The following is a 22,663-nucleotide window of genomic DNA, read 5'->3' on the forward strand; positions in this document are numbered from 1 at the left end:
AACTTGTCGCAAGCTTTAGACAGAGAATCCGAATTAAATTTTATCACTGAGTATTCAAACGATGAATTTCTTAAGGAGCAATCAATTGAAATTGCGCAAGATATTATAACGGACTTAACACTTAATAAGGTTTTTGTAAAAGGTGAATTTAATGACGATCACTGGATTCTAATAGATAACAAAAAAGTTAATGTACATAAATATTTTTACTTTAACGATATTCATGAAAACGAATTTAAAGATATGGTTAAATGTTGGATCTTAAATTATCTACTTACAATAAAACCCACCTCTGCGGAAAAGTATTTACGTCACATTAAGGGATTTTTAACCATAACAAATTATTTATCATTTGTTGATATTGATGAAATTGAGTATCGCTTAAATGAATTACATTCATCAATACGATACCCTATTTTAGTACTGGGATTAAATTTCTTAGACTACGTATACGGCAGTAGACCCACAGACTCTAATATAGAAATACTTTCAAGCGAATTGCGCTTATTGTCACCAAAGTATTTTCTCTCGTCTGTTCCAAGAGACCTTCCCCCGTATAAAGACGTGATTAAATTTAGTTTTGTTCTTACTTCCTACGCTAAAATATGGGACACAAAAACAGAATTGAAGTTCTTACCGATTTTATTATGGTGGAAGTTAACTTCAGTCTTACCAATGAGAACGTCTGAATTTTGTTCTATCAAAAGAAACTGTCTAACTGTTAAAAGTAATAAATACTTTTTAACCTTGCCTAGGCAAAAGCAAAGAGCCACAACAAAGACTCTCGAAGTGCCTGATACATTACCGATTTCCGAAGAAATCTATACACTTATTAAACGGTATATTACTATCTCCGAACCTTTCGGTGAAACTAAAACTCTGATTTCTGCTGCTGTTTATCGCAAAACTATGATTCAGTTTCCATCATTCGTAAGGGAAAGAATATATAATCCAAATTTCTTTGTATCTTATATGTTGGAAAACCTAATTGATGCCTTTTATTCGGAGATTCTTAATGATATATACGGACTCGAGCCTATAAAAAAATCAAATAGGATAACAAGTGGAAACTTAACGAAAAGGTCGATCGTTGATGAAAAGAACGATGAATTTATTACTGAAAAACAAATAATTCAAATACAACCGAATGATACAAGGCACTTTGCGATTTGTAGCATGATGATGCAAGGGTTTAATCCATTGACAATTGCAAGAATGGCTGGGCATCAACATTTAGAATCTCAATACCATTACCAAAAGCATATAGAATTCTTTGTAGACTCCAAAGCATACGAAGCTATCTTAGTAAATCGATTAACCAATAACCCTGGTGCTGATAACTTCAGCTCTGCTCTTGCAATAAAAGATATAATAAATAGATCCTTGGCGCCTGAACAAATGTTTGAGTACAAAGAAGAAGTTGAAATCGGATATTGTACAGACAAACTTAAAAGATGTGAATCGAGAATTTGTATATTATGTTCAAAAAGTTGGATACCTCGTGAGGAGATAGAAAATAATTTCAAAGAAATCATTGAACTAAAGGATGAATTTGAAAAAAAACTAAAAATACGAGCCGAAACGCTTATGAGGATTTATCAAGATATAAAAGCAGACTATAAAACTTTGAGGACAAATCCTATGGAGCAAGAGGATTTAGCCCGAGAATCAAAGTTAATAAATGGGGAGATACATGATTACGCCATGCTTATCTCCAAAATATTTGATTAGAAAAGGTGAAGTTTTTGAGCCAAAATAGCAATCCGAAAGGCGCTGGTCGCAAACGAAAATATGATAACCCAGAGGAGCAAACAAGACTACAGAAACTGGTATATCTCTTCAGAGAAAAAAATCCTTCTGGTATCATTAAAATTGCACAGCTAGTAAGATTTTCAGAAGAAATGAACCAAAAGGCACCAGATGATTTTCCTATAATATATAATAAAGATGTTTGGGCAAAGTGGGGAAGGAATTTTATTGAATTAGCAAATGAACCACTGACTATTAAAGTTGAATCTGACACCAGTGCCGGTGTTAACTATGAAATACCCAACTTCTCTGACATTGTGGAAAAGTATATTCATAGTAAACCAAAATTGTTAGAACATCTTTTGCCTTGTGAGAATCTTCTACATGATTCACTCACTAATAACAACGACTTACTATCTCGGACCAATGTATTAGAAGAGCAAATCAAGTCATTAAAGCAAGAAGTGACTGAACTCCAGGAAGTGATTAAAAAATACCAAAGAATGACCTTGGAAATGGCACATCATAGTGGTGTAGCAAAATACAGAGACTTATATGGCTTGAAAAACCAAATATCCGCGTCGGAAAATAGGGATGCTTTTGATGGTTTAGACGATCTCCGTTCATTTATTGAACCAGAATCGATATTAAATAATATTCCGGAGAACAACAATAACATAGAAAATGATAAGAATAAAAAAGACAATATTATATTAGCAAACTGGAAACAACTAAGAAAATAAAACTGTGAATATAAAAGCAGTAGTGCAAACCAAAGGATTGGTCTGCACTACTGCTTTTATATTGAGGTTTCCTTGTATTTTGTTTATTCAGGATGCTTCTTATTTCCCTGTAGCCTTTAAACTGAATTCGCTCACCAATTTCGTCACGAACACAAGAAAATGTCTCTTCCCGGGTAATTCCAATAACTTCAGTTACATTCATCAAATACTAACTCCTCCGAGTAATAAAGCTAAGATAGCCCTACCACATGCACTCCAACCAATTTTTAAACCTTTTGGCTGCCAGATAACGGGGACACGTGCCCGATTAAAATTCTATTGTTGATAATAAGGCTGTAACCACTATTTTAACCCCCTATTTACTCAAACGGTATTAAACACCTTAATAGCAGCGGGAGCTGCTTGTACCTCTATCTGGAGCCTTACAACAAGATATAGATTCTAAAAAAACAGATGGCATTTTGATTATACAGTGCTAAAAAGGATGACCACGTTGGTACATTAATTTCCTAATCCTAATCAGAGGAACGAAGCTGCTTCCCTTCTCCCGACTCATCTATCAAACGTTCCCATTTTTTACACATTCAGTTTCTCTTGACTACAGAACGTGGGTTCGCATATTATAGAAGGACAAAGAAAGGGTGGTTATTATGGAGCCTATTCGAGATAGAGGGGTAATAAAATGGCAAAGTGCCATGCTATTGCCTGAGCATATAAAAAAGTTAAAGGACTTTTACCAAGAGGTCTATAGAGTTCAAAAGCCCATCTTAGACGAACAAGAATTATCTGAACTGGATACCCTTGTACTAGAAGCCGTGGAATTTAATACTCCACTTCACTTCACATTTTTTGAAGATGGTGGGCTCATAAAACTTAAAGGATATATCAATTTTATCGATATGATTGGTAAACAATATCGTATAAGAGATTTTCAAAACATAAACCACTTTATAGCTTTCCACAAAATCATTGAAATCGTTAAAGAATAGTTGGGAGGAAATTAATATGGACTACTCACAATTTCCCGCTCGAGACATTGCTATCGTTGATATGAAAAGTTTTTATGCTTCAATTGAGTGTGTCAAAAGAAACTTAGATCCCTTAACCGATTTTTTAGCCGTTGCCGGTAATACACAACGTAACGGTTCCGTCATCCTCGCTGCAACCAAGAAGTTTAAAGAAATGGGTATTAAAACAGGGAGCCGTCTGTATGATATCCCTGAAGAATTTCGTAAATATGTAGTTTCCCCAAATATGCAATTATATATCGATGTGTCAGTTAATATCACACGACTGCTTAATCAATATGTACCAATTGATGATATATTTGTTTATTCAATTGACGAACAATTTATCGACCTCACTAGTTGTTCTTCTCTATACACCCCTCATGAAGCTATATCTGAAATAAAACAGGCTATTTTTAACTGCTTCGGCCTTCCCTCTGCTTGGGGTCTAGGCGACAATCCTTTTTTAGCTAAATTAGCCCTAGACATTTATGCGAAGAAAGAGCCCTCTGGTATAGCGGAAATCCGATATTCCGATGTACCGAATAAACTATGGACAATCGAGAATCTGGCTGATGTGTGGGGCATTGGAAATCGAACAAAAGAAAACCTGGCCAGACTGGGAATTAAAAGCATATATGAATTAGCTCATTACCCTGTTGAAAAATTGGAGAAACGCTTTGGCGTCCTAGGTCGTGAGTGGTTTTTACATTCCTGGGGTATAGATACTAGCGTCTTTAATGGATTGTTTATTCCTTATAACTCCGTTAACCCTAACATGGGTAAACCCTCCAAAACAAAGGGGTATGGTCGCGGTCAAACACTTTTAAGAGATTATTCCATTTTGGAAGCTAAGACAATTCTTTTAGAACTTTGCGAAGAGACCATGCGACAAGTTCGATTACACAAGTTTGTAGGAAAAACGGTATCTATCACTGTAAACTATAGCCGTGATGTTGCCGTTGAGGGGTTCAATCGCTCAATGACTGTGCAGACGCCATTCAATGAAACCATGAAAATGTATAATATAGCTTTAACAATTTATCAACGTTTTATTGAAAACTATCCAGTTAGGTATATAAGTGTTCGTCTAACAAATCTTTCTAAAGGTACAGATACCTTTCAAATGTCACTATTTGATCCTAATGGTTTTCGTAAGCATAAATTAGGTTTTGTCATGGATGCAATTCGACAAAAGCATGGTTCTGCATCTCTTGTACGCGCATGCTCTCTCACTCCTGCCGGTACTACCGTGGAAAGATCAAGATTAGTGGGAGGACACCAAGCTGATGAGCATTCATAATACGATGCTTGCGCTGTTAATAAATTTCTCATGATACAGTAAACAGCCATTCACATAGGCAAACGTCAAACATTGCCTACTACAACTCAGACGGCATTGTTTGACGCTTACCTATATTAGATCATTATTGTTTATTGGCCCCATGTTCCTGTAGCATCTATAACAGCTTTTGCTTCATCAAGAATAATAAAGAGCCCACAGGTGAAGTGGACTCATTTTGTTTTAACAATTATTCGGTGCACCAATCATTACTAGCCCCGATTGATTACCATCAGTTTCAAAATCCAATGTTACATCGCTCAGAAGCCCTGAAGCTAGGGTGGAAATGGCAACTTGGATATCATTGATCGAAGATAAAGTATCCGATTCCTCAGGTGGATCTAGAGATAAACCAATTTGTGCTCCACAGCATCCCTCAATAGCATAAATACGGAGTCCTTTGGCTTGCTGTTCTTCCAAAAGCGATTGAATATACTGCTTGGCTTCGTTTGTAATGTTCATTATTTTCTCTCCTTCTTTTCCATCCGTTTATTAAGCATCTGTGAATATTCTTTTTAATGAGTCTTTCATTTCAGATTTCACATCGATTTTAGGGCGAATCGTTTTCGCTATTTCCTCTGCTTCAGCAATTGTATCCGCTTTGCCAAGGGCTATAAGTGTTCCGATCGCCACAGTCCCTGTTCGATTACTTCCCCCTCCGCAATGGAAGAAGACTCTCTTACCGTCATTGTAAGCATTGACGACCAAATTGATAGCTTCTTTCACAGATTCATCCTGCTGATCAGCATCATCTGCAATAGGGCTATGAATCCGACTGCTGTCAGATGAAGTATTCGCGGATTCTGCACGTAAATCTACGATTACATCAACATTTTCATTCTTCACAATATCCAATACATCATCTGCCCCGCCAATAAAAATACCATCTTTAATTAATTCATGATAATTTATTATCGTCATTCTTCTTTCACCTCGCTCAATGTTAGACTCCAATCATTACTTACAGAACCATCTAAGTATCTTTCTGCATCTAGTGCGGCCATACACCCTGTACCGGCGGCTGTGATTGCTTGGCGATATTTATTATCTTGGACGTCGCCACACGCGTAGACGCCTGGTATGTTTGTTTCTGTAGTGCCAGGCTTCACTTGAATATAACCAACATCATCTGTTTTAATTTTTCCTTTTAGAAAAGCCGTGTTTGGTGTATGTCCAATTGCGACAAAAATACCATCTGCCGAAATCATCTCTTCTTCACCAGTTTCATTATTTTTCACTTTCAGGCCAGTTACTTTCAGACCGTCCCCAATTACTTCAAGAGGAGTTTTATTTAAACCCCAAGCTATTTTCGGATTTTGTTTAGCTCTGTCTTGCATAATTTTTGAAGCACGCAATTCGTCACGACGATGAACTAACACAACCTCAGAGGCAAATTTAGTAAGGAAATTCGCTTCTTCCATCGCGGAATCTCCACCTCCTACAATTATGACCTTTTTGCCTCGATAGAAAAATCCATCGCAGGTTGCACAAGTGCTAACCCCTGAACCAATATTTTCTTTTTCACCTGGTATTTGAAGGAGTTTTGCGGATGCACCCGTTGAAACGATAAGTGATTCTGTTAGGATTTCCCCTAAACCATTAACATTGAGTTTGAAAGGTTTCTGGGATAAATCCACATCCGTTACCCATCCTCTTTTAAATTCAGCTCCAAAGCGCTCTGCTTGTTTCCTCATGTTATCCATAAGGTCCGGTCCCATAATTCCATCTATAAAACCTGGGAAGTTTTCTACTTCTGTTGTAAGTGTTAATTGTCCTCCTGGTTGGTCGCCTTCGATTACTATAGGATTCATATTGGCTCTTGCTAAATAAATTGCTGCTGTTAAACCAGCAGGCCCAGTACCTAGGATTACTACCTTATGCATGCTCTGTACCTCCGAATTGTTATAGGATGAATTCTTTCAATTTTTCATAGCCAATTTTTTCTTCTTGCAACCATGGGATTACCGCACACTGCGGCGCGAATTCCTCATTCACTTTTTTAATCCATCGTTTTTCAGAAACCCCGCGCCCTTTCAGAATAGGGTCTGTAGTATCCGTTGCGTACAAACTTTGGTTAATTACCCACCACTTCGGATCAATCTGAGCACGCTTGAGATCTTCTTGCAATCTTGATGCTTCTAATACCGGTGTTGCTTCGGCCAATGACACAATGACCACGCCGGTTTCTTCCGGATTTCGCAAACGTGGAAGAAGCTTCCTCACACTTTTTGGTATGTCGCCAGTCGATCGGCTCATTTCTTTGTGATACGCTTCCGTGGAATCAAGCAACAACAATGTGTGGCCGGTAGGTGCCGTATCAATCACAACGATTTCATTTTCGGACTTCTCCACCACTTCAGCAAAGGCTCTGAACAAAGCAATTTCTTCCGTACATGGCGATTCGAGGTCTTCCTTCAAATACGCAAACCCTTCTTCATCCAACCCTTCTCCTGCAGTCGAGAGCACTTCCTGTTTATATTTTTTTACTTCAGTTTCTGGGTTAATGCTGCTAATTGTCAGATTATCTCTAAGAACGCTTCCTTCAAACGTATACGCGAGATGTGCCGCAGGGTCTGTTGTAGTTAAATGAACACGTTGACCTTTCTCAGATAGACCAACCGCAATTGCTGATGCAATCGATGTTTTTCCAACCCCACCTTTACCCATTGTGAAGATCACACGGATGTTTTTCGAAGAAAAATCATCAATTACTTTGTTTAGGCCTGGAAGTTGAATCGAATCAGTGCTGAGGCTATCGTCTTCAAATACAGTAATCGTGTAAGAACTAAATAAGTGCCGAAGGTTGTCAACTCCGGTTAGTGAATACGAAACAAATGGAAGGGAGAAGGTCACAACCTGTTTTAATGCATCAGGCGTCTCTTTCAAAGCAAGGCGTTGTCGATTATAAAATGATTTAGACACCTCATCATCGGAACGATGTGTTTGAAGTAACCCATTTATGATAAGTATCTGATTTTGAATGCCAATATCTTTCAGCTCTGAAGAAGCTCGATTCGCCTCCACTAATGATGAGACATCTGGGCGAGACACCAAAATTAGAGTCGTTTTTTCTGGATTAGAAAGAGACTCGACAGCATTCGCATACAACTCTTTTTTCTCACCAAGACCTGACAGCGGCCCCAAACAAGAAGCACCGTGTGTACTTTCTTCCAAAAATCCGCTCCACGCAGTTGGTAATTGTAAAAGACGCAATGTGTGCCCGGTCGGCGCAGTGTCAAACAATACGTGATCATATTGATTTAGCACATCCTCATCGGATAACAGATGAGAAAACTCATCAAATGCAGCAATTTCAACCGTGCAAGCACCGGATAACTGCTCTTCCATCGTTGCAAGAACAGCATCTGGCAATTTACCTCGGTAAGGTCCGACAACTTGTTCACGATATCTTCTCGCTGAAGCTTCGGGGTCAATATTGCAAGCGAACAAATTATTTACACTTGGAATAGCAACTGGTTCATTCGATAATTCCATATCGAGAACATCTTGTAAATTTGAAGCGGGATCAGTACTTACTAATAGTACTTTTTTCCCTTGATCGGCAAGAAAAACTGCTGTCGCACATGCCGTAGATGTTTTACCAACGCCACCTTTTCCGGTAAAAAACAAAAATGGAGTTAGCGCGATTTGGTTAGGATTAAACACTGGATACATGGCTATCTCTCCTCATTTATCAAGCTTAAGTGAAACACGTACACGTGGTTTTTCCTGAAGTTCAGCAGCCTTTACATCAAGCCACTCAGCCAACTCTTCGTTTGTCGGATAAGCACCCACTTTTACAATTTCATTATTCACAAGGATCAAAGGGAGAGATTCTGGTCCTTTTTCAAGAAGCACCTTATTAACTACTTCATTGTCTACGAATACACCTGGATCATTCGCAAGATTATAGCGTGTAATATCGAGTTTCTTTTGTTCAAGTGAATAAACAGCCGAAGCGACACGTGTTAATTCTGGATCTACACCTGGTCCACAGACACCAGTTGAACAACACATTGCAGGATCAAATATTTCTACCTTTTTCAATATCAACAACTCCTTTATCACTATATAATAATATCCTTATATATTTATTGAAAGGATAGCCGTGATGTGAATCCACGGCTTTTTTTATTTATTCACCAGTTTTAGCGAAGTGTTCAATCCTAGCGCCAATTTCATCTCGTACACGCTGGAAGAACGCCCATTTTTCTTCATCCGTACCTTCTGCTTTAGCAGGGTCATCAAATCCCCAATGAGCACGTTTTACATGTGGTGGTGTCATAGGACACTTATCAGCAGCATCTCCACAAAGTGTAACGACGAAATCTGCATCATTCAGGACTTGCGGATCAATAATATCCGAAGTTTGATTTGAAATGTCGACGCCAGCCTCATTCATCGCTTTAATAGCATTTGGATTGACTCCGTGTGCTTCAATTCCGGCACTGAGTACTTGCCATTCTTCACCAAGATACTTTTTGCCCCATCCCTCAGCCATTTGGCTACGACATGAGTTACCTGTACATAAGAAATAAAGTGTTTTTTTCGTCATAATAATATCCCCTTTTAAGTGTTTTAGTGTATGATCGATAGCCATAAATACAGGCCTATTAGTGTAATTAAAAGTGTAGGTACTGTTAAGATAATACCGGTTTTAAAATAAGTACCCCAAGATATTTTCACGCCTTTTTGTGATAAGACATGCAGCCACAATAAAGTGGCCAATGAACCAATTGGTGTAATTTTCGGACCTAAATCTGAACCGATGACATTTGCATAAATCAAAGCTTCGCGAATCGTCCCTGTAGTATTCGTATCCGCAATGGCTAGGGCATTGATCATTACAGTTGGCATATTATTCATGATCGACGACAATATCGCAGCAATAAAGCCCATGGAAATCGTACCAATAAACAATCCTTGATCTGCTGCCAATTGGATGAGATCACCAAGCACGCTTGTCAGACCAACATTCCGCAATCCATAAACGACCACGTACATTCCAACTGAAAAGAATACGATGGACCATGGTGCTCCTTTCAGTACTTGTTTCGTGTGAACAGCCGGGCTTCTTTGTCCCATAATCATAAAGAATATAGCCATGACTCCAGCAACTATTGAAACAGGAAGCCCCGTAATGCCACTTGTAAAATACCCGATAAGCAGAATACCTAGTACGACCCAGGAAAGCCTAAACATCTTACCATCTTTTACGGCATCCTTCGGTTCTTTTAAATCAGATACTTTATAGTCTTTCGGGATATCCTTACGGAAGAATAAAAACAGCACTAAAATACTCGCAAGTAAAGCAAATAAATTGGGAACTATCATCCGGGATGCATATTCGACAAATCCGATGCCGAAAAAGTCAGCTGAAACAATATTGACCAAGTTACTCACAACTAATGGCAACGAAGTCGTATCAGCAATAAAACCACTGGCAATGATGAAAGGAAAAATCATCTTTTCACTGAAATTCAAATTTCGTACCATTGCAAGCACGATTGGAGTTAAAATAAGTGCAGCCCCATCGTTTGCGAACAAGGCAGCAACGATCGCCCCAAGAACACTTACATAGACAAACATGCGAATACCGCTACCTTTGGCTAATCTCGCCATATGTAACGCAGCCCACTCGAAGAAACCAATCTCGTCTAGGATTAATGAGATGATAATGATGGCGACGAAAGCAAGGGTAGCATTCCAAACAATTCCCGTTACATCAATAACATCATTAAAATCAACTACCCCTACTATCAAAGCAATGATTGCACCAATGCAGGCAGACCATCCGATCGATAAATTTCTAGGCTGCCAAATAACAAATATAAGTGTGATGATAAAAATCAATGACGCGATAATAACTGAACCCAACGTACCTTCTCCTCCTTATTGACAACAAACACGAAGTCCTTGTGCTTCTAGCTCAGCGATCGAATCATTCTGCTCCGGAAGATGCTCAAGTATGCTTTGAATAAACGGATAATCTTCATGACTTTCATTTATCGAAAAGAAAACCCATTGTCCTCTGCGTTCTTCTTTAACTAACTCAATATCCCTTAGTTTCCGCAAATGTTGGCTAATTGCAGGCTGACTCATTTTAAAAATCTCGACAAATTCACATACACAACATTCATGTGACTGGAGTAATTTCATCATCGTCAAACGAGTTTGATCTCCAAGCAACTTTAAAAGTTGTGATGCTCGCTGCATATCAATCGTTACTTCCGTATTCATATGCGATCTCCACCTTTCCGCAATCATTATATAATCATATGCTTATATGCGCAAGTGTAAATGATTACTAATTAAATTTACTTCTCCTCAAAAGACAAAGGACCGCTTTGTGACGGCCCTTTCGATTACACAGTGAGTTATGAAATCAATTTTCCGTACGTTGATCTCTTAACTCTCCAAATACCTATATAAAGTTGTTTTGCTTATTCCTGTTTCTGCTCTAATTTCAGCTAAACTGAATTTTTTACTTTCATACATGATAATTGCTCGCTGTACATTTTCATCGGGTTTTCTTGGACGTCCCGTACTAACGCCTTTTTTCTCTGCATTACGTAAACCCTTTTTGGTTCTTTCGCTAATTACATCGCTTTGAAATTCGACAAGATGCTTTGCAATACGGCTAAATTGATAACCACTTTCATTACTCGTATCAATTCCCTCTTTAATTGATTGTATACAAGCACCTTTTTCTTCGATCACTTGCAATAGCTCCACTAAATGCCGTGTCGAATCCGCAAGTGAGTAAAGTCTTTCAATAATTATTTTGTCACCTGATCTAAGTTCATCAATCATGTTTATTAGCTGCGTTCTTTTCTTTGCCGAAGAATGTTCCTCTGCAATTATTTTTTCGCAATTGAACTTCCTTAACTTCGTAATTTGTATGTCACAAGTTTGATCATCATCATTAGGTCTCACATAACCAATTAACATTTCAAACACCCCTAAAATTAAAGAAGTTTACTTTATCATAGCATACTACACTCTATTTTTTCGTTCCGAAAAGGTTCCTTTTTGGGACGAAAGGTGATAAACTAATTTTATTCAAAACGGCCACGGCTTTTATGAGAGTTAAAAGCCAAAAAAATTTATATATAGATGAGGTGTAAAACAAAGTGGTAGAAAAAATAAGAAAAGAATGGTTTTCAAATGTAAGAGGGGATATTCTTGCTGGAATTGTTGTTGCTTTAGCATTGATTCCTGAAGCAATTGCATTCTCCATTATTGCTGGAGTCGATCCTATGGTAGGGTTGTATGCTTCTTTCTGCATAGCCGTTATCATCGCCTTTGTCGGTGGACGGCCTGGTATGATTTCAGCTGCAACCGGTGCAATGGCATTACTAATGGTACCTTTGGTAAAAGAACATGGACTTGACTACTTATTAGCGGCAACAGTTTTAACTGGAATCATCCAAGTTTTGTTTGGCATTTTTAAAGTGGCCAAGGTCATGAAATTCATACCGAGAGCTGTCATGATCGGTTTTGTAAATGCACTAGCCATACTAATCTTCATGGCTCAAGTACCCCATTTTATCGGGATATCTAACTTGACATACATTTTTGTTGCAGTTACTTTGGCGATCGTCTATATACTTCCTCGATTCATTAAAGTCGTCCCCGCACCGTTAATTGCAATTATCGCATTGACTGCGGTTGCCCTTTATGCGAACTTTGACTTGCGGACTGTCGGTGATCTTGGAGCGATCACAAAGACATTACCAGAATTTTTCATTCCAAATGTCCCTTTTACGCTTGAAACAATAGCAATTGTATTCCCATTTTCATTCGCTTTAGCGATAGTTGGCTTATTAGAGTCATTACTAACAGCTTCCATTGTAGATGACATGACAGATACAGATAGCGATAAAAACAAAGAATCAAGAGGACAAGGTATCGCCAATATCGTTACAGGTTTCTTTGGAGGAATGGCCGGCTGTGCAATGATTGGTCAATCTGTCATAAACGTGAAATCAGGGGGACGTGGCAGATTATCCACCTTGATTGCTGGTTTATTCTTGATCTTTTTAATCATTGTGCTAGGGGATCTTGTCGTTCAAATCCCTATGCCTGTTCTAGTAGGAATTATGATCATGGTATCAATCGGTACGTTTGATTGGTCATCATTCACTTATATTAGAAAAGCTCCGAAAACAGATGCTGTTGTTATGCTAGCAACGGTTGGGATTGTTGTCGCCACACACGACTTATCAAAAGGTGTTTTTGCAGGTGTTATTTTGAGCGCAATATTCTTTGTCGCTAAAATATCAAAACTGAAAGTACTCGGCAAACATGAAAATGAAAACATCATGTTTGAAGTAGAAGGTCAGCTGTTTTTCGCATCCGTTGAAGATTTTATTCAGTCATTTGATTTTACGGTTGAGAATAAACATATAATAATCGACTTTACAAATGCACATATTTGGGATGATTCAGCAGTAGGCGCAGTAGATAAAGTTGTTATTAAATATCGTGAAAAAAATAACAATGTCACCATCGTAGGTTTAGATTCATCAAGTAAAAAAATCCTCGATAAACTAGCTGTATATAATAATGCAAGTCCGAAATCAGCATCACACTAAATAAATATGGAGGCGAAAAAATGTACAGAAGAATTTTATTAGCGGTAGATGGATCCGAGAATTCTATGCGCGCAACCGAAGAAGCAGTGAAGATTGCTTCTTTATGTCCGGAATGTAAAATCGAAGTCGTATATGTTGCGGATTTTTCAAAATCAAAAAATGAAATCCTTCATTCTCAAGGAAAAGAGGCATTGGATTATTCTCGTCGTCAGAGGCTCTCTCCTGCTGAAGAACAGTTAAAGTCTAGCAATATAACTTACGAAATAAAAATTTTACATGGAGACCCAGGACCGACTATTATTGATTACGCAAATAAAGAAAAACTGGAAATGGTGGTTATAGGAAGTCGTGGGCTAAACAGTCTGCAAGAAATGGTATTGGGCAGCGTGAGTCATAAAGTCGTCAAAAGGGTTGATTGCCCGGTCCTTGTCGTGAAGTAACAATAGAAGCTTTCTTCTAACAATAAACAATATCAATGCAATATACTGTTTGAGTATTTTGGACAGTGTATTGCATCTTGCAAATTAGCTTAACGTTAAAAACACCTAACTTAAAGGTGTTTTTTATTTTTCCTTCTTCCCTCTCTTCCTTCTTGAACTAAATGCCGACAGCTTTATGTTAAGAATAAGTAAATTTGTTCATTTTAGCTTGAAGCGTTTTTGTATACATGTTATATTTTCGTTGTTACTCATCAATATCGATAATCGATATCGTTATTTGATATTTAGAGAGGTGGTGACAGTTTGGAAGATAAAGTATTACGTAAACTTTTTCTCGGCTTTATTCATATCCACATTTTACACCATGCCAAAGAACATCCTATTTTCGGTGTATGGATGTTAGAGGAGTTGAAGGAACACGGATACAACATTAGTTCAGGGACGCTATATCCCATCCTACATTCAATGGAGTCTGATGGACTTCTAGTAAGAGAAGATAGAAATGTGGAAGGGAAAATTCGAAAGTACTACACAACAACTGATAAAGGTAATCTTGTCCTTATCGAAGCCAGAAAAAAAGCATATGAACTATTCAAGGAGATCAAAGATTAACTAAAAGGAGCTAATTATGAATCAAAATAACTCTAAAATGGGATTTAAAAGGCTATTGGAGATTCTTTTCGTTTCGACACGACTTGGGTTGACATCGTTTGGTGGACCGACCGCTCATTTGGGATACTTTCATGAAGAATATGTTCGAAGAAGAAAATGGATGGATGAAAAAAGCTATGCTGATTTAGTTGCTTTGTCCCAATTTTTACCCGGTCCAGCGAGTAGCCAAGTAGGGATTGGAATTGGTGTTATGCGAGCAGGAGTACTAGGCGGAATTATATCTTTTATAGGGTTTACACTTCCTTCTGTTGTTGCGCTTATTCTCTTTGCCTTGCTGCTTGAGGGATTTGATATAGGTAATGCCGGATGGATTCACGGGTTAAAAATTGTGGCAGTCGTTGTAGTTGCCCACGCCATTCTAGGCATGGCAAAAAACTTGACTCCTGATCTTAAAAGAAAAGCGATCGCTTTATTTGCACTAGTGAGTACGTTGCTTTTACAAACCGCTTTTACGCAAGTAGGCGTCATATTGATAGCTGCACTTATCGGGTTTCTTCTGTATAAACAACATGATGCAAATGTAGAAGCAATTTCACAATTTCCGATTTCAAAAAGAGTTTCAGCGATATGTCTACTATTGTTTTTCGGTTTACTGTTTCTTCTACCGATGATAAGGGAAGTAACTGGTTCCTACTGGGTGGCTATGTTCGATAGTTTTTATAGATCAGGATCTTTAGTTTTCGGCGGAGGCCATGTCGTCTTGCCTTTATTAGAACAGGAACTTGTTCCGAGGGGATGGATCAGCGAAGAAGCATTTCTAGCTGGATATGGTGCTACACAAGCAGTTCCGGGGCCTCTATTTACTTTTGCTGCCTATCTAGGAGCTGTTATGAATGGGTGGCAAGGTGGTCTGATTGCAACGTTTGCAGTATTTTTACCTGCATTCCTTCTGATTCTCGGCGCATTGCCTTTTTGGGACGGTTTACGAAACAATCCTAAAATTAAAGGGGCGATCATGGGAGTGAATGCAGCAGTTGTAGGCATACTGATTTCTGCATTTTATAATCCAATTTGGATGAGCTCAATCTTATCGCCTATCGATTTTGCGTTAGCTGCAATTTTGTTTAGTATGCTCGTCTTCTGGAAGCTTCCACCTTGGATTATCGTGGCTTCTGGAGCTCTTGGGGGTACACTATTAACATTCTTGTAATTCTTAATTACAGCGCATAGCGTCATTTTAAATGCAAATATAGGATTAATCCATGACGCAATAGATACTTTTTTAAATTGCCTATTTAATCGTTAAGAATTTCCAAGTTAAAAAGTGATAACAAAAAGAACGTCGCATGGACGTTCTTTTTAAGTAGGCTATTTCAACAATAAGAGTGCTGAAGGCACTCCTCCTACCACGAGAGCCATCTTCTCAATTTCGAACTCCGTTTGATAACCTTTGTAATCAAATACTACTTTCTCAAGTGTCTTACGATGCTTTGCAAATTCCATAGATATATCTTTCTCCCGTGGAAAAGAAATATCAAGACCCAATCCTTCTAATTTATAAGTGCCAGAGACGTCAAATGTTATTTCGCCCTTATCCCGTGGTATTAGTTTAATTGAATCAAAACTGTACATCAAAGCCCCCCTCCCTCCTGTAATACATTCTACAGATTGTAAAGAAAGTCCTTCTATTTACCCGTGACTTTATTCCTTACTTTTCGACGTCAAACACCAAGTACTCCGCAACATGTTCAGGGAATGTAAGGAGCAAAAAGAAGTTCCTGTGTGAATCACCCTCTTTTACTGACGTTTGCGAGAATGCTACACGGGATATACTTTTTGACAGAATTTCAATTTAGCCTTTAATACAATTTAATATGTCGCTTGCTAACATTTTGGAGCCGGCTACACCTTTAAGATATTTTAGATCACCATTGCTTGTCCAATCGATATCTTTTAATTTTATAATTAGATTAGCTATTTTAACGGAGTCCGGCTGCTGAGATTTCACTAGATAATTATTGTTAATAATTGTATTACCCGCTATAGCTAATGCATTCAGACATGTTACATGGGTCATTCTAAATAATTTATTATCGTCCCATTCGTCAGGGAACAGGTCTTTTATCAAGTTGAAGTAAAAGAGAGCTAAGTTTAATTTTTTTTCTTTTGAAAGCTTTTCTAAATCGGATTTCTTAGTCAACAGCTTCACAATATTATAAACGTTTTGTAATGTAATGTTTTTCTCTTTTGTTCTTTTCCCTATTAAAGTACCTTTACTGAAAAACGGGCTTTCAGGCTTTAGAATTAAGTTTGTTGCTACCCAACTGATTTCGTCATTATCCCTATTAAGATAACGACTTAGTGACGTACCAATGCCTTTGGCTTTTGTATTAATTACATCGAATAATTTTATTTCTTCGTCTTCATCAAGATAATGAAACGCTAGAAAGGGGACATTTAAAGAACTATCTGTTTCGGTAATATACTCTCTTATCCCACTTAATCGATGCTGTCCATCCATTAAAGTAGCTTTCTTTTTACAAATTAGCCTCCCAAAATTAGGTCTTTGTTTGTCATATGCATAAAATTCCCAGTTTCCGCAAGCATTCAATAGGATAGGAGTATAGAGAGCATCTTCTCCTTGTGATAGATATTTTGCAAAATCTTTGCTTCGACGTTTATCTATAGGACGTTGATAGCCTTTTCCCGAGGGATCATTATAAAGTTTGGAATAAGAGAAATTTATCGCATTTTGAGATGAAACGAACCCTTGATACGTTACTCGTCCTCGCATTTTAGATTGAAGGACATTTTCTATTGCAATATTTGAAGGTAAATTTGTGTTCATAGTAATGCTCCTTAAATTTAATTCGAAAATAATATAAAAATGAACTTATAAGTTCATTATAACACCAAAGTTATACTATACATATCTGTAATACTTGGTAATCCTCACCTAACCTTATGGTGAGGTGAATTTATGGAGACATTAGTGAAGTTGGTGGGCCTTAATATAAAGCAAATAAGAAAGTCCAAAAACATGACCCAAGATGAACTATCTGAAAAATGCGGGCTTCAAACATCCTATTTAGCTGGTGTAGAAAGAGGAGATCGGAATATTACTTTGCAATCTTTAGAACGGATAATTTCGGGGCTGGAAGTTTCCCCAACCCAATTTTTCCGTTTTGAAAACGTAGAATTTAATCAGAATCACCTTGAAAAAGAGGAATTAATCATATTGCTAAATAATTTAATAGAGAATAAGAGCGGAGAAGAAATCCGCATGATTCTAAACATTATTACAAACATATTCAGTACCTATAGCAAATAAAAAATCCCTTCTCAATATCGAGAAAGGATTTTTTCTTATTTAGATTACATATTCATAATTGGACGTTTAGAAGAAGTACTAGCAACTATTTATGTAGAAAATGACCTAAAAGATAATCAATCTTTAATTACATCTATAATTTCTTTAAAATCATTTTTCATAAAATCTTTAAATGTCCTGCCTATTTTATTTTGCAATAAGCTCATGAAACTACTTGTCGAGGGGATTATAGATACCAATTTTCTCTTTTCAAGTGCAAATTCGGCAATCATTTCGGAAGGAAGTTCGGCACTTTTAAGGCTCTTCTCCATTTCTTCCCCTTTATTGTTCCAGTACGTGATGTATGATAAACGCTTACTAAAATCATAAATACCGGCTTCAAAATTAGCATATATATTCTGTTCCTTGTAAAATTTAGCGTCATCTTTATCAATGATAATGAATAATAACTTGTCATTATAATTAGGGTCCTTCATCAACTCTGTAATTTCATACATACAGTTTAAGGATTTTAAATATTTGCTAGTTACAATTGAAACAACGAAATCATGATTTCTAATTGTTTTCATGAATTCATCCAAATCGTCTCTGTATTGAGTTATATTTATGTCCCTACTTACGCTAATATCATCATGCTTATTTAAACTTTTCTCAACAATATTTGCAAGGTCTGTATCAGCATGACAATAAGAAAGAAATACGGTTTTTACTTTCATTTCTACCAACTCCCCATTCGGGTTAATAATAAAAGGAATATCATTGGCTTTAACTAAATCCATTGATTTATCAATGGAAATATAAAAAAGTTTCTTGCCTTCAAATTGAAAAGGTTCACATATACAGTTTACATTAATATTTAAAAGTTTTACTGCGTTTTCTACTTGGAAGGGGACTGAATAATTTTTAACCCTCAGCGTTCGGCCATCATCATGTATACCCAAAACAATATCCCCACCGCTTTGATTTGAAAAAGCAGAAATGTATTTTGCTGCTTTTTCAGGAGTTAAAGCTGGGTGAATATATACCTTGTTATTTCTATCGCTATTCCTTATAGCTTTTATAATTTCGTCTTTTGTTCTCAATATTGTCGCACCCCTTACTTTTATAATTTTCTAAGAGGAATCCTTGTGATACCAGTTGTTTTGAGAAGATCACCCAATGTTATGATCTTTTGCTCAGTCCCGTTATCTGTCCACAACTCATACTCCGTGCTATCAAGAACTTCTAATTCTCCTTCACCATAAAAAATAATTTGGTCGCCATCAGTTGGACGAATGACAACTGTGAGATCTTTACCATCTTTTTTTATAGGGAATATCGTTTCTGTATATTGATGACTTTTCCATTCTTCTAAGGTTGATGGAAGAGTATACTTTGGTAAATCTTTTAAATAATTATATACATTCGAAACGCTTCTTGTTAATAATGATTCAAAATACTTACGCATTTCCGGCGTCGATGTTACAACATGGGTTAATAATTCCCTTATTTCTTCGGTATTTAAGTGAGGGTTTGCTAGTATGTTTTTGATTTGTTGTTGGTTTTTTAAGAGCTCATCTAAACCTTCTATATCTATCCCATTTCTCTCAACCTTTTCGGCAATTTTCATTCTTCTTAAAGTTTCTTCAGGTGAAGATAACATCATTCTTTTAGAGAAAATCCTAGGGAAGAGTTTTTCAGATATATCAGGTTCCTGTAAAAAGAAGTCAGTCAGTTTATTAAAAGTGGCTTGTACCTTTCGCTCTGCTTGATTAATGGTCTCTTCTGAAAGAATATCAGTCACTTTAATTTCGATTTTCGTAGCACAAGACTCTGTATTCTTTTGCTTTGAAGGTTTAATTTGATAATAAGAATTAAATGCAGAAATATTACGGTCCAAAAGCTTTCTTTTATAAGAGGGATCTAACTCAAATAAAATGCTTTTTAATTCGTCGTTGATATTTGAATCGTAAAAGACATTATTAAAAGAATAAAACACTTTATCCTGAGCGGGAACAAATGCAGAATTAACTACTTGTTCCACACCTTCATCATCAATCCATAATGAATAAAAATCATTTAACCAGTCATATGTCTTTTTTACGTCATTTGCATATCCATAAAATTCATTAAGATTAAATTCTTCGAACATTGAATTAAAATTCTTTAAATGGAAGTTGTCACTAAAAATCTTTCTCCAACCTAAGAAGGTTTCTATTGTAGGTACATTAAAGTTTCTTCTATCAGTGAATAATTTCCAAAATGAAATATCATTATCATGCTTTTTGGCTTTTGGCAGATAGATTTGAAAATGTCCTGAATCGTCTAAATAAGACATTCTTTCGTAATCATAAGAAGGGTTGTTTATCGGAATAAGGGGTTTCTTCTCTATATATCGCTTTATTTCATCATAACAATACTTTTGCAGACCCGAATATTGACGATTTTTCAGGAAGCATATATTGAATTCGTTTCGAGTATTAACATGTTCAGTGCAAAAGTCTATTAAGTCTTTATATAAAGAAACCGCTACTTCGATAATCTTTTTGTTATACGCGTTACCATCTCTAATTGCATCGCGATCTATTTCAACATCAAAAAGATCAGAATTAACAATGATAGGAAAGGCGTATTCCTCACTTCCGATTAATGGGAAATTGCAAAATAACTTTGGCATGTTCTCAGAAATAGTAAGAAAAGAAAAGAAGCCATTCTCAGAATCATATTTCACAGGGCAAGCGATAGTTACGTTATTTTGTGTTGAAAAGAATAAATGCTTGTTATCTATATCTGAATTCCCAGTTTTTAACGTGAAAAGATTGACGCTCGGCTGAGTCGGTAACGGAATGGTGTCTCCTCTTACATAAGTCTCACCATTTAAATTTATGGAATCAATGTTTTTGTTAAATGCTAAAAGATAAGGTAATGTTGTTTGTAAATCCTCTGCACCTTGTTTTACCGCTGCCTTTGATTCAGGGGTTCCGCTAAGATTGTAAATGAATTTTGTTTTATTTATTTTCTCTGCAGCTTCCTTAGTACTGTTATTTAAAAGTTCCAACTCACTTAACATTTCTTCTGTTTTTCTTCTAATATCGGGATACTCATCTTCTGTACGGTCAATGGTAAAATTCATATCAGTCCAGGTACCATTTTCACGAATAAAAGTCCCTTCAATTTCCACAATCGCCGATAATAAGAAAGTAGACATAAATCCCGTGCCGAATTTTCCTGTCAAACTGTCTTCAGATTGTTGTTTTGTAGAAACCTGAGTTATTAAAGACAGTAGATTTTCATATGAAAAAGGCGTTCCATCATGACTGAAGGAAATTCTATCATCCGTAATTCCCAAAGATATGTTAATCGTCCTGTCTCTAGGGGTACAATCAGAAGCGTTTTGAATTAATTCCCATATCCATCTACGTCGAATTTCGTTTTTCTTTGCCTCGGAAGATTCTTTTATATTTTTTAATTCATTATATATTTTACTTGTGCTTGAATTTAGTGCAATTTCGAAATACTTATCTTTTGTCAAAAGATGACCTTCCTTCTATGTATATTTATCTGAATCAGTATGTAATATATGTGGAGGCTTTTGAATAAGGTTTAAACGTTTCTCACCCATGATTTTCCCCAATCGTCAGCAATAGGAAAGTGTTTGAAGTAATCTCCTGTTTTTCCCCCGCTCCACACGGGATGAGCAAATATCCCAACATTTCGTTATCTATCTAACGTCAAGTACTAGACTGTAAATTCCTCGTTATCATAGAAAAGAAGTTACTTAAAAGCTCACACTGTCTAAACTCGTACAGTTTTATCCGATCGTAAGATAAACGTATGGAAGATAAATTGGCGTTTATTCTGCTAGACTTGGGCCTGTTCCTCCACTTCAATTACAGAAGATTCATCTGTATGCGCCTGTTCTCACAAGGGTGAATGCATTATGAGATCAATCCAAAAAGCCTTTTATTTAAGAAACGACGCTGATCCTTATTTCAGATTAGCGTCGAATTATTTAGCGGGTGCAAATCCTTCTTCCAGAATTGCCCCCTATAATAGAATAAACATTTTATCTATTTTCTTGATGAGTTTGTATCAAAAATAAAGACATAGAACCAGCTAAATTAACTGCTAATTCCGCATGACGGGTAGAAGGCCTATAGTATTGTAATTTTCCTTTTCCGTGAGCATCGCCGTGTCTATTTCTCAAAGTACCTAAACCACTAACTATTGAAGAACATCCACCTAAAATTTGTTTAAAGAGTTTTGAATCATGTTGTTCAGGGGCTAAATTTAGTTCATTGGCAACCAACTTATATATTTCATGTAAATCAGCATTTTTGCAGTATTTTATCTTTCTTTCATCTAATATATGCTTTAGAACACCTTCCACTAGTGTTCTAGATATAGTTATAGCACCCTCTGGATCATTGTCTTTTCTCTCTATAGCTGTGTTCCAATATTTAATAACGTATTCAGAATTAAATACTCGCAATCTGTCATCAACTGATACCTTTAAGGGAACATCTTCATGGTCTTCGAGGTATTCTAGAAGCTTATTAAAACCATCCCTTATAAATCCTCTTCTTTCAGCATAGGTAGGGAACTTATGCTTTATAAACTGCCAAAACTGAGAAAGATCTCTGTGGGTAATTACATAGTTGGGTAAATGCTGTTTAGTATTACTATTTTCCATGAAGTACCTTCTGAGTTTCTTATAATGGTCGTCAGATGCTGGTCCATCGTTAGTACTTTGGTTAATTAATAACCTCTGCAGGTACTCCGCCTTATCAAAGTCACTTTCAAAGTCCTCTAAATCAGGTTCTTGTAAAAACCCGAAAATATTATTCAAATGAACACCCCCTA

Annotated in this window: 23 protein-coding genes and 1 pseudogene; 9 read left to right on the top strand and 15 right to left on the bottom strand. The window is 36.7% G+C overall.

What is annotated here, in order from left to right; all coding sequences use genetic code 11:
- Positions 1-3 precede the first annotated feature (3 nt).
- Both AC0L13_RS09130 and AC0L13_RS09135 read left to right on the top strand, forming a co-directional pair.
- Positions 4-1,731 (top strand): hypothetical protein, encoded by a 1,728-nt coding sequence (locus tag AC0L13_RS09130; protein ID WP_473646164.1) that lies wholly within the window; start codon positions 4-6, stop codon positions 1,729-1,731.
- A gap of 14 nt (positions 1,732-1,745) precedes the next feature.
- The gene (locus AC0L13_RS09135) at positions 1,746-2,492 is read left to right on the top strand and encodes a hypothetical protein (RefSeq protein ID WP_473646166.1); all 747 of its coding nucleotides are present in this window, start codon (positions 1,746-1,748) and stop codon (positions 2,490-2,492) included.
- A gap of 207 nt (positions 2,493-2,699) precedes the next feature.
- Here the strand turns inward: AC0L13_RS09135 and AC0L13_RS09140 are convergent.
- Positions 2,700-2,780: pseudogene (locus tag AC0L13_RS09140) on the bottom strand (ArsB/NhaD family transporter); the annotation flags it as partial.
- 362 nt (positions 2,781-3,142) lie between these two features.
- On the opposite strand from AC0L13_RS09140, the gene AC0L13_RS09145 reads away from it, so the two are divergent.
- A complete protein-coding gene (locus AC0L13_RS09145) occupies positions 3,143-3,481 on the top strand; it encodes a YolD-like family protein (RefSeq protein WP_473646168.1) in 339 nt (112 codons plus the stop codon).
- 16 nt (positions 3,482-3,497) lie between these two features.
- Entirely contained in the window at positions 3,498-4,802 is a 1,305-nt protein-coding gene (locus AC0L13_RS09150; RefSeq protein ID WP_473646172.1) for a Y-family DNA polymerase, read from the top strand.
- Between the two features lie 222 nt (positions 4,803-5,024).
- On the opposite strand, the gene AC0L13_RS09155 is transcribed toward AC0L13_RS09150, so the two are convergent.
- From AC0L13_RS09155 to AC0L13_RS09195, 9 genes are all read right to left on the bottom strand, one after another.
- Positions 5,025-5,303 (bottom strand): iron-sulfur cluster biosynthesis family protein, encoded by a 279-nt coding sequence (locus AC0L13_RS09155; RefSeq protein WP_473646175.1) that lies wholly within the window; start codon positions 5,301-5,303, stop codon positions 5,025-5,027.
- 30 nt (positions 5,304-5,333) lie between these two features.
- Positions 5,334-5,762 (bottom strand): protein-tyrosine phosphatase family protein, encoded by a 429-nt coding sequence (locus AC0L13_RS09160; protein WP_473646178.1) that lies wholly within the window; start codon positions 5,760-5,762, stop codon positions 5,334-5,336.
- The gene (gene trxB / locus AC0L13_RS09165) at positions 5,759-6,724 is read right to left on the bottom strand and encodes a thioredoxin-disulfide reductase (protein ID WP_473646181.1); all 966 of its coding nucleotides are present in this window, start codon (positions 6,722-6,724) and stop codon (positions 5,759-5,761) included. Before trxB ends, AC0L13_RS09160 begins: the two co-directional genes overlap by 4 nt.
- A 19-nt stretch (positions 6,725-6,743) precedes the next feature.
- Positions 6,744-8,516: an arsenical pump-driving ATPase gene (gene arsA / locus AC0L13_RS09170; RefSeq protein ID WP_473646184.1), complete on the bottom strand. Its 1,773-nt coding sequence runs from the start codon at positions 8,514-8,516 to the stop codon at positions 6,744-6,746.
- A gap of 12 nt (positions 8,517-8,528) precedes the next feature.
- Positions 8,529-8,888, bottom strand: coding sequence for an arsenite efflux transporter metallochaperone ArsD (arsD, locus tag AC0L13_RS09175; RefSeq protein WP_473646186.1), 360 nt, complete (start codon positions 8,886-8,888; stop codon positions 8,529-8,531).
- Positions 8,889-8,976: 88 nt separating this feature from the next.
- A complete protein-coding gene (gene arsC / locus AC0L13_RS09180; RefSeq protein ID WP_473646188.1) occupies positions 8,977-9,396 on the bottom strand; it encodes an arsenate reductase (thioredoxin) in 420 nt (139 codons plus the stop codon).
- 23 nt (positions 9,397-9,419) lie between these two features.
- Positions 9,420-10,718, bottom strand: coding sequence for an arsenic transporter (locus AC0L13_RS09185; RefSeq protein WP_473646190.1), 1,299 nt, complete (start codon positions 10,716-10,718; stop codon positions 9,420-9,422).
- 15 nt (positions 10,719-10,733) lie between these two features.
- Entirely contained in the window at positions 10,734-11,081 is a 348-nt protein-coding gene (locus AC0L13_RS09190; RefSeq protein ID WP_473646192.1) for an ArsR/SmtB family transcription factor, read from the bottom strand.
- Positions 11,082-11,249: 168 nt separating this feature from the next.
- Positions 11,250-11,792 carry a recombinase family protein gene (locus tag AC0L13_RS09195; RefSeq protein ID WP_473646193.1) on the bottom strand — a complete coding sequence of 181 codons (543 nt, stop codon included), beginning with the start codon at positions 11,790-11,792 and terminating at the stop codon, positions 11,250-11,252.
- 182 nt (positions 11,793-11,974) lie between these two features.
- Here AC0L13_RS09195 and AC0L13_RS09200 point away from each other — a divergent pair, with 182 nt between their 5' ends.
- From AC0L13_RS09200 to AC0L13_RS09215, 4 genes are all read left to right on the top strand, one after another.
- Positions 11,975-13,438: a SulP family inorganic anion transporter gene (locus tag AC0L13_RS09200; protein WP_473646196.1), complete on the top strand. Its 1,464-nt coding sequence runs from the start codon at positions 11,975-11,977 to the stop codon at positions 13,436-13,438.
- 20 nt (positions 13,439-13,458) lie between these two features.
- On the top strand, positions 13,459-13,878 hold the full coding sequence (locus AC0L13_RS09205) for a universal stress protein (protein WP_473646198.1): 420 nt from the start codon (positions 13,459-13,461) through the stop codon (positions 13,876-13,878).
- Between the two features lie 303 nt (positions 13,879-14,181).
- On the top strand, positions 14,182-14,490 hold the full coding sequence (locus tag AC0L13_RS09210; protein WP_473646200.1) for a PadR family transcriptional regulator: 309 nt from the start codon (positions 14,182-14,184) through the stop codon (positions 14,488-14,490).
- Between the two features lie 16 nt (positions 14,491-14,506).
- Complete coding sequence (locus tag AC0L13_RS09215) at positions 14,507-15,700, top strand: chromate transporter (RefSeq protein ID WP_473646202.1); 1,194 nt, start codon at positions 14,507-14,509, stop codon at positions 15,698-15,700.
- Between the two features lie 158 nt (positions 15,701-15,858).
- Here AC0L13_RS09215 and AC0L13_RS09220 read toward each other — a convergent pair whose 3' ends face one another.
- Together AC0L13_RS09220 and AC0L13_RS09225 are read right to left on the bottom strand one after the other, a co-directional pair.
- Positions 15,859-16,122 (bottom strand): hypothetical protein, encoded by a 264-nt coding sequence (locus tag AC0L13_RS09220; protein ID WP_473646204.1) that lies wholly within the window; start codon positions 16,120-16,122, stop codon positions 15,859-15,861.
- Positions 16,123-16,342: 220 nt separating this feature from the next.
- Positions 16,343-17,338: a DGQHR domain-containing protein gene (locus AC0L13_RS09225; protein ID WP_473646207.1), complete on the bottom strand. Its 996-nt coding sequence runs from the start codon at positions 17,336-17,338 to the stop codon at positions 16,343-16,345.
- Between the two features lie 132 nt (positions 17,339-17,470).
- On the opposite strand from AC0L13_RS09225, the gene AC0L13_RS09230 reads away from it, so the two are divergent.
- The gene (locus tag AC0L13_RS09230; protein ID WP_473646210.1) at positions 17,471-17,821 is read left to right on the top strand and encodes a helix-turn-helix domain-containing protein; all 351 of its coding nucleotides are present in this window, start codon (positions 17,471-17,473) and stop codon (positions 17,819-17,821) included.
- A 116-nt stretch (positions 17,822-17,937) separates the two neighbouring features.
- Here the strand turns inward: AC0L13_RS09230 and AC0L13_RS09235 are convergent, their stop codons facing one another.
- From AC0L13_RS09235 to AC0L13_RS09245, 3 genes are all read right to left on the bottom strand, one after another.
- Positions 17,938-18,903, bottom strand: coding sequence for a TIR domain-containing protein (locus AC0L13_RS09235; RefSeq protein WP_473646215.1), 966 nt, complete (start codon positions 18,901-18,903; stop codon positions 17,938-17,940).
- A 20-nt stretch (positions 18,904-18,923) separates the two neighbouring features.
- Positions 18,924-21,332, bottom strand: a complete 2,409-nt coding sequence (locus tag AC0L13_RS09240) for an ATP-binding protein (protein ID WP_473646218.1) — start codon at positions 21,330-21,332, stop codon at positions 18,924-18,926.
- A gap of 534 nt (positions 21,333-21,866) precedes the next feature.
- Positions 21,867-22,649 carry an abortive infection family protein gene (locus AC0L13_RS09245; RefSeq protein ID WP_473646220.1) on the bottom strand — a complete coding sequence of 261 codons (783 nt, stop codon included), beginning with the start codon at positions 22,647-22,649 and terminating at the stop codon, positions 21,867-21,869.
- Between the last annotated feature and the right edge of the window lie 14 nt (positions 22,650-22,663).

The organism is Sporosarcina sp. QA0331, assembly GCF_055808055.1.

Bases quoted from the DNA above. Each gene is read 5' to 3' on its own strand.
- AC0L13_RS09195 (WP_473646193.1), bottom strand. From the start codon at position 11,792: ATGTTAATTGGTTATGTGAGACCTAATGATGATGATCAAACTTGTGAC.
- AC0L13_RS09145 (WP_473646168.1), top strand. From the start codon at position 3,143: ATGGAGCCTATTCGAGATAGAGGGGTAATAAAATGGCAAAGTGCCATG.
- AC0L13_RS09155 (WP_473646175.1), bottom strand. From the start codon at position 5,303: ATGAACATTACAAACGAAGCCAAGCAGTATATTCAATCGCTTTTGGAA.
- AC0L13_RS09215 (WP_473646202.1), top strand. From the start codon at position 14,507: ATGAATCAAAATAACTCTAAAATGGGATTTAAAAGGCTATTGGAGATT.
- AC0L13_RS09225 (WP_473646207.1), bottom strand. From the start codon at position 17,338: ATGAACACAAATTTACCTTCAAATATTGCAATAGAAAATGTCCTTCAA.
- AC0L13_RS09205 (WP_473646198.1), top strand. From the start codon at position 13,459: ATGTACAGAAGAATTTTATTAGCGGTAGATGGATCCGAGAATTCTATG.
- trxB (WP_473646181.1), bottom strand. From the start codon at position 6,724: ATGCATAAGGTAGTAATCCTAGGTACTGGGCCTGCTGGTTTAACAGCA.
- AC0L13_RS09150 (WP_473646172.1), top strand. From the start codon at position 3,498: ATGGACTACTCACAATTTCCCGCTCGAGACATTGCTATCGTTGATATG.
- AC0L13_RS09160 (WP_473646178.1), bottom strand. From the start codon at position 5,762: ATGACGATAATAAATTATCATGAATTAATTAAAGATGGTATTTTTATT.
- AC0L13_RS09230 (WP_473646210.1), top strand. From the start codon at position 17,471: ATGGAGACATTAGTGAAGTTGGTGGGCCTTAATATAAAGCAAATAAGA.
- arsC (WP_473646188.1), bottom strand. From the start codon at position 9,396: ATGACGAAAAAAACACTTTATTTCTTATGTACAGGTAACTCATGTCGT.
- AC0L13_RS09190 (WP_473646192.1), bottom strand. From the start codon at position 11,081: ATGAATACGGAAGTAACGATTGATATGCAGCGAGCATCACAACTTTTA.
- AC0L13_RS09220 (WP_473646204.1), bottom strand. From the start codon at position 16,122: ATGTACAGTTTTGATTCAATTAAACTAATACCACGGGATAAGGGCGAA.
- arsA (WP_473646184.1), bottom strand. From the start codon at position 8,516: ATGTATCCAGTGTTTAATCCTAACCAAATCGCGCTAACTCCATTTTTG.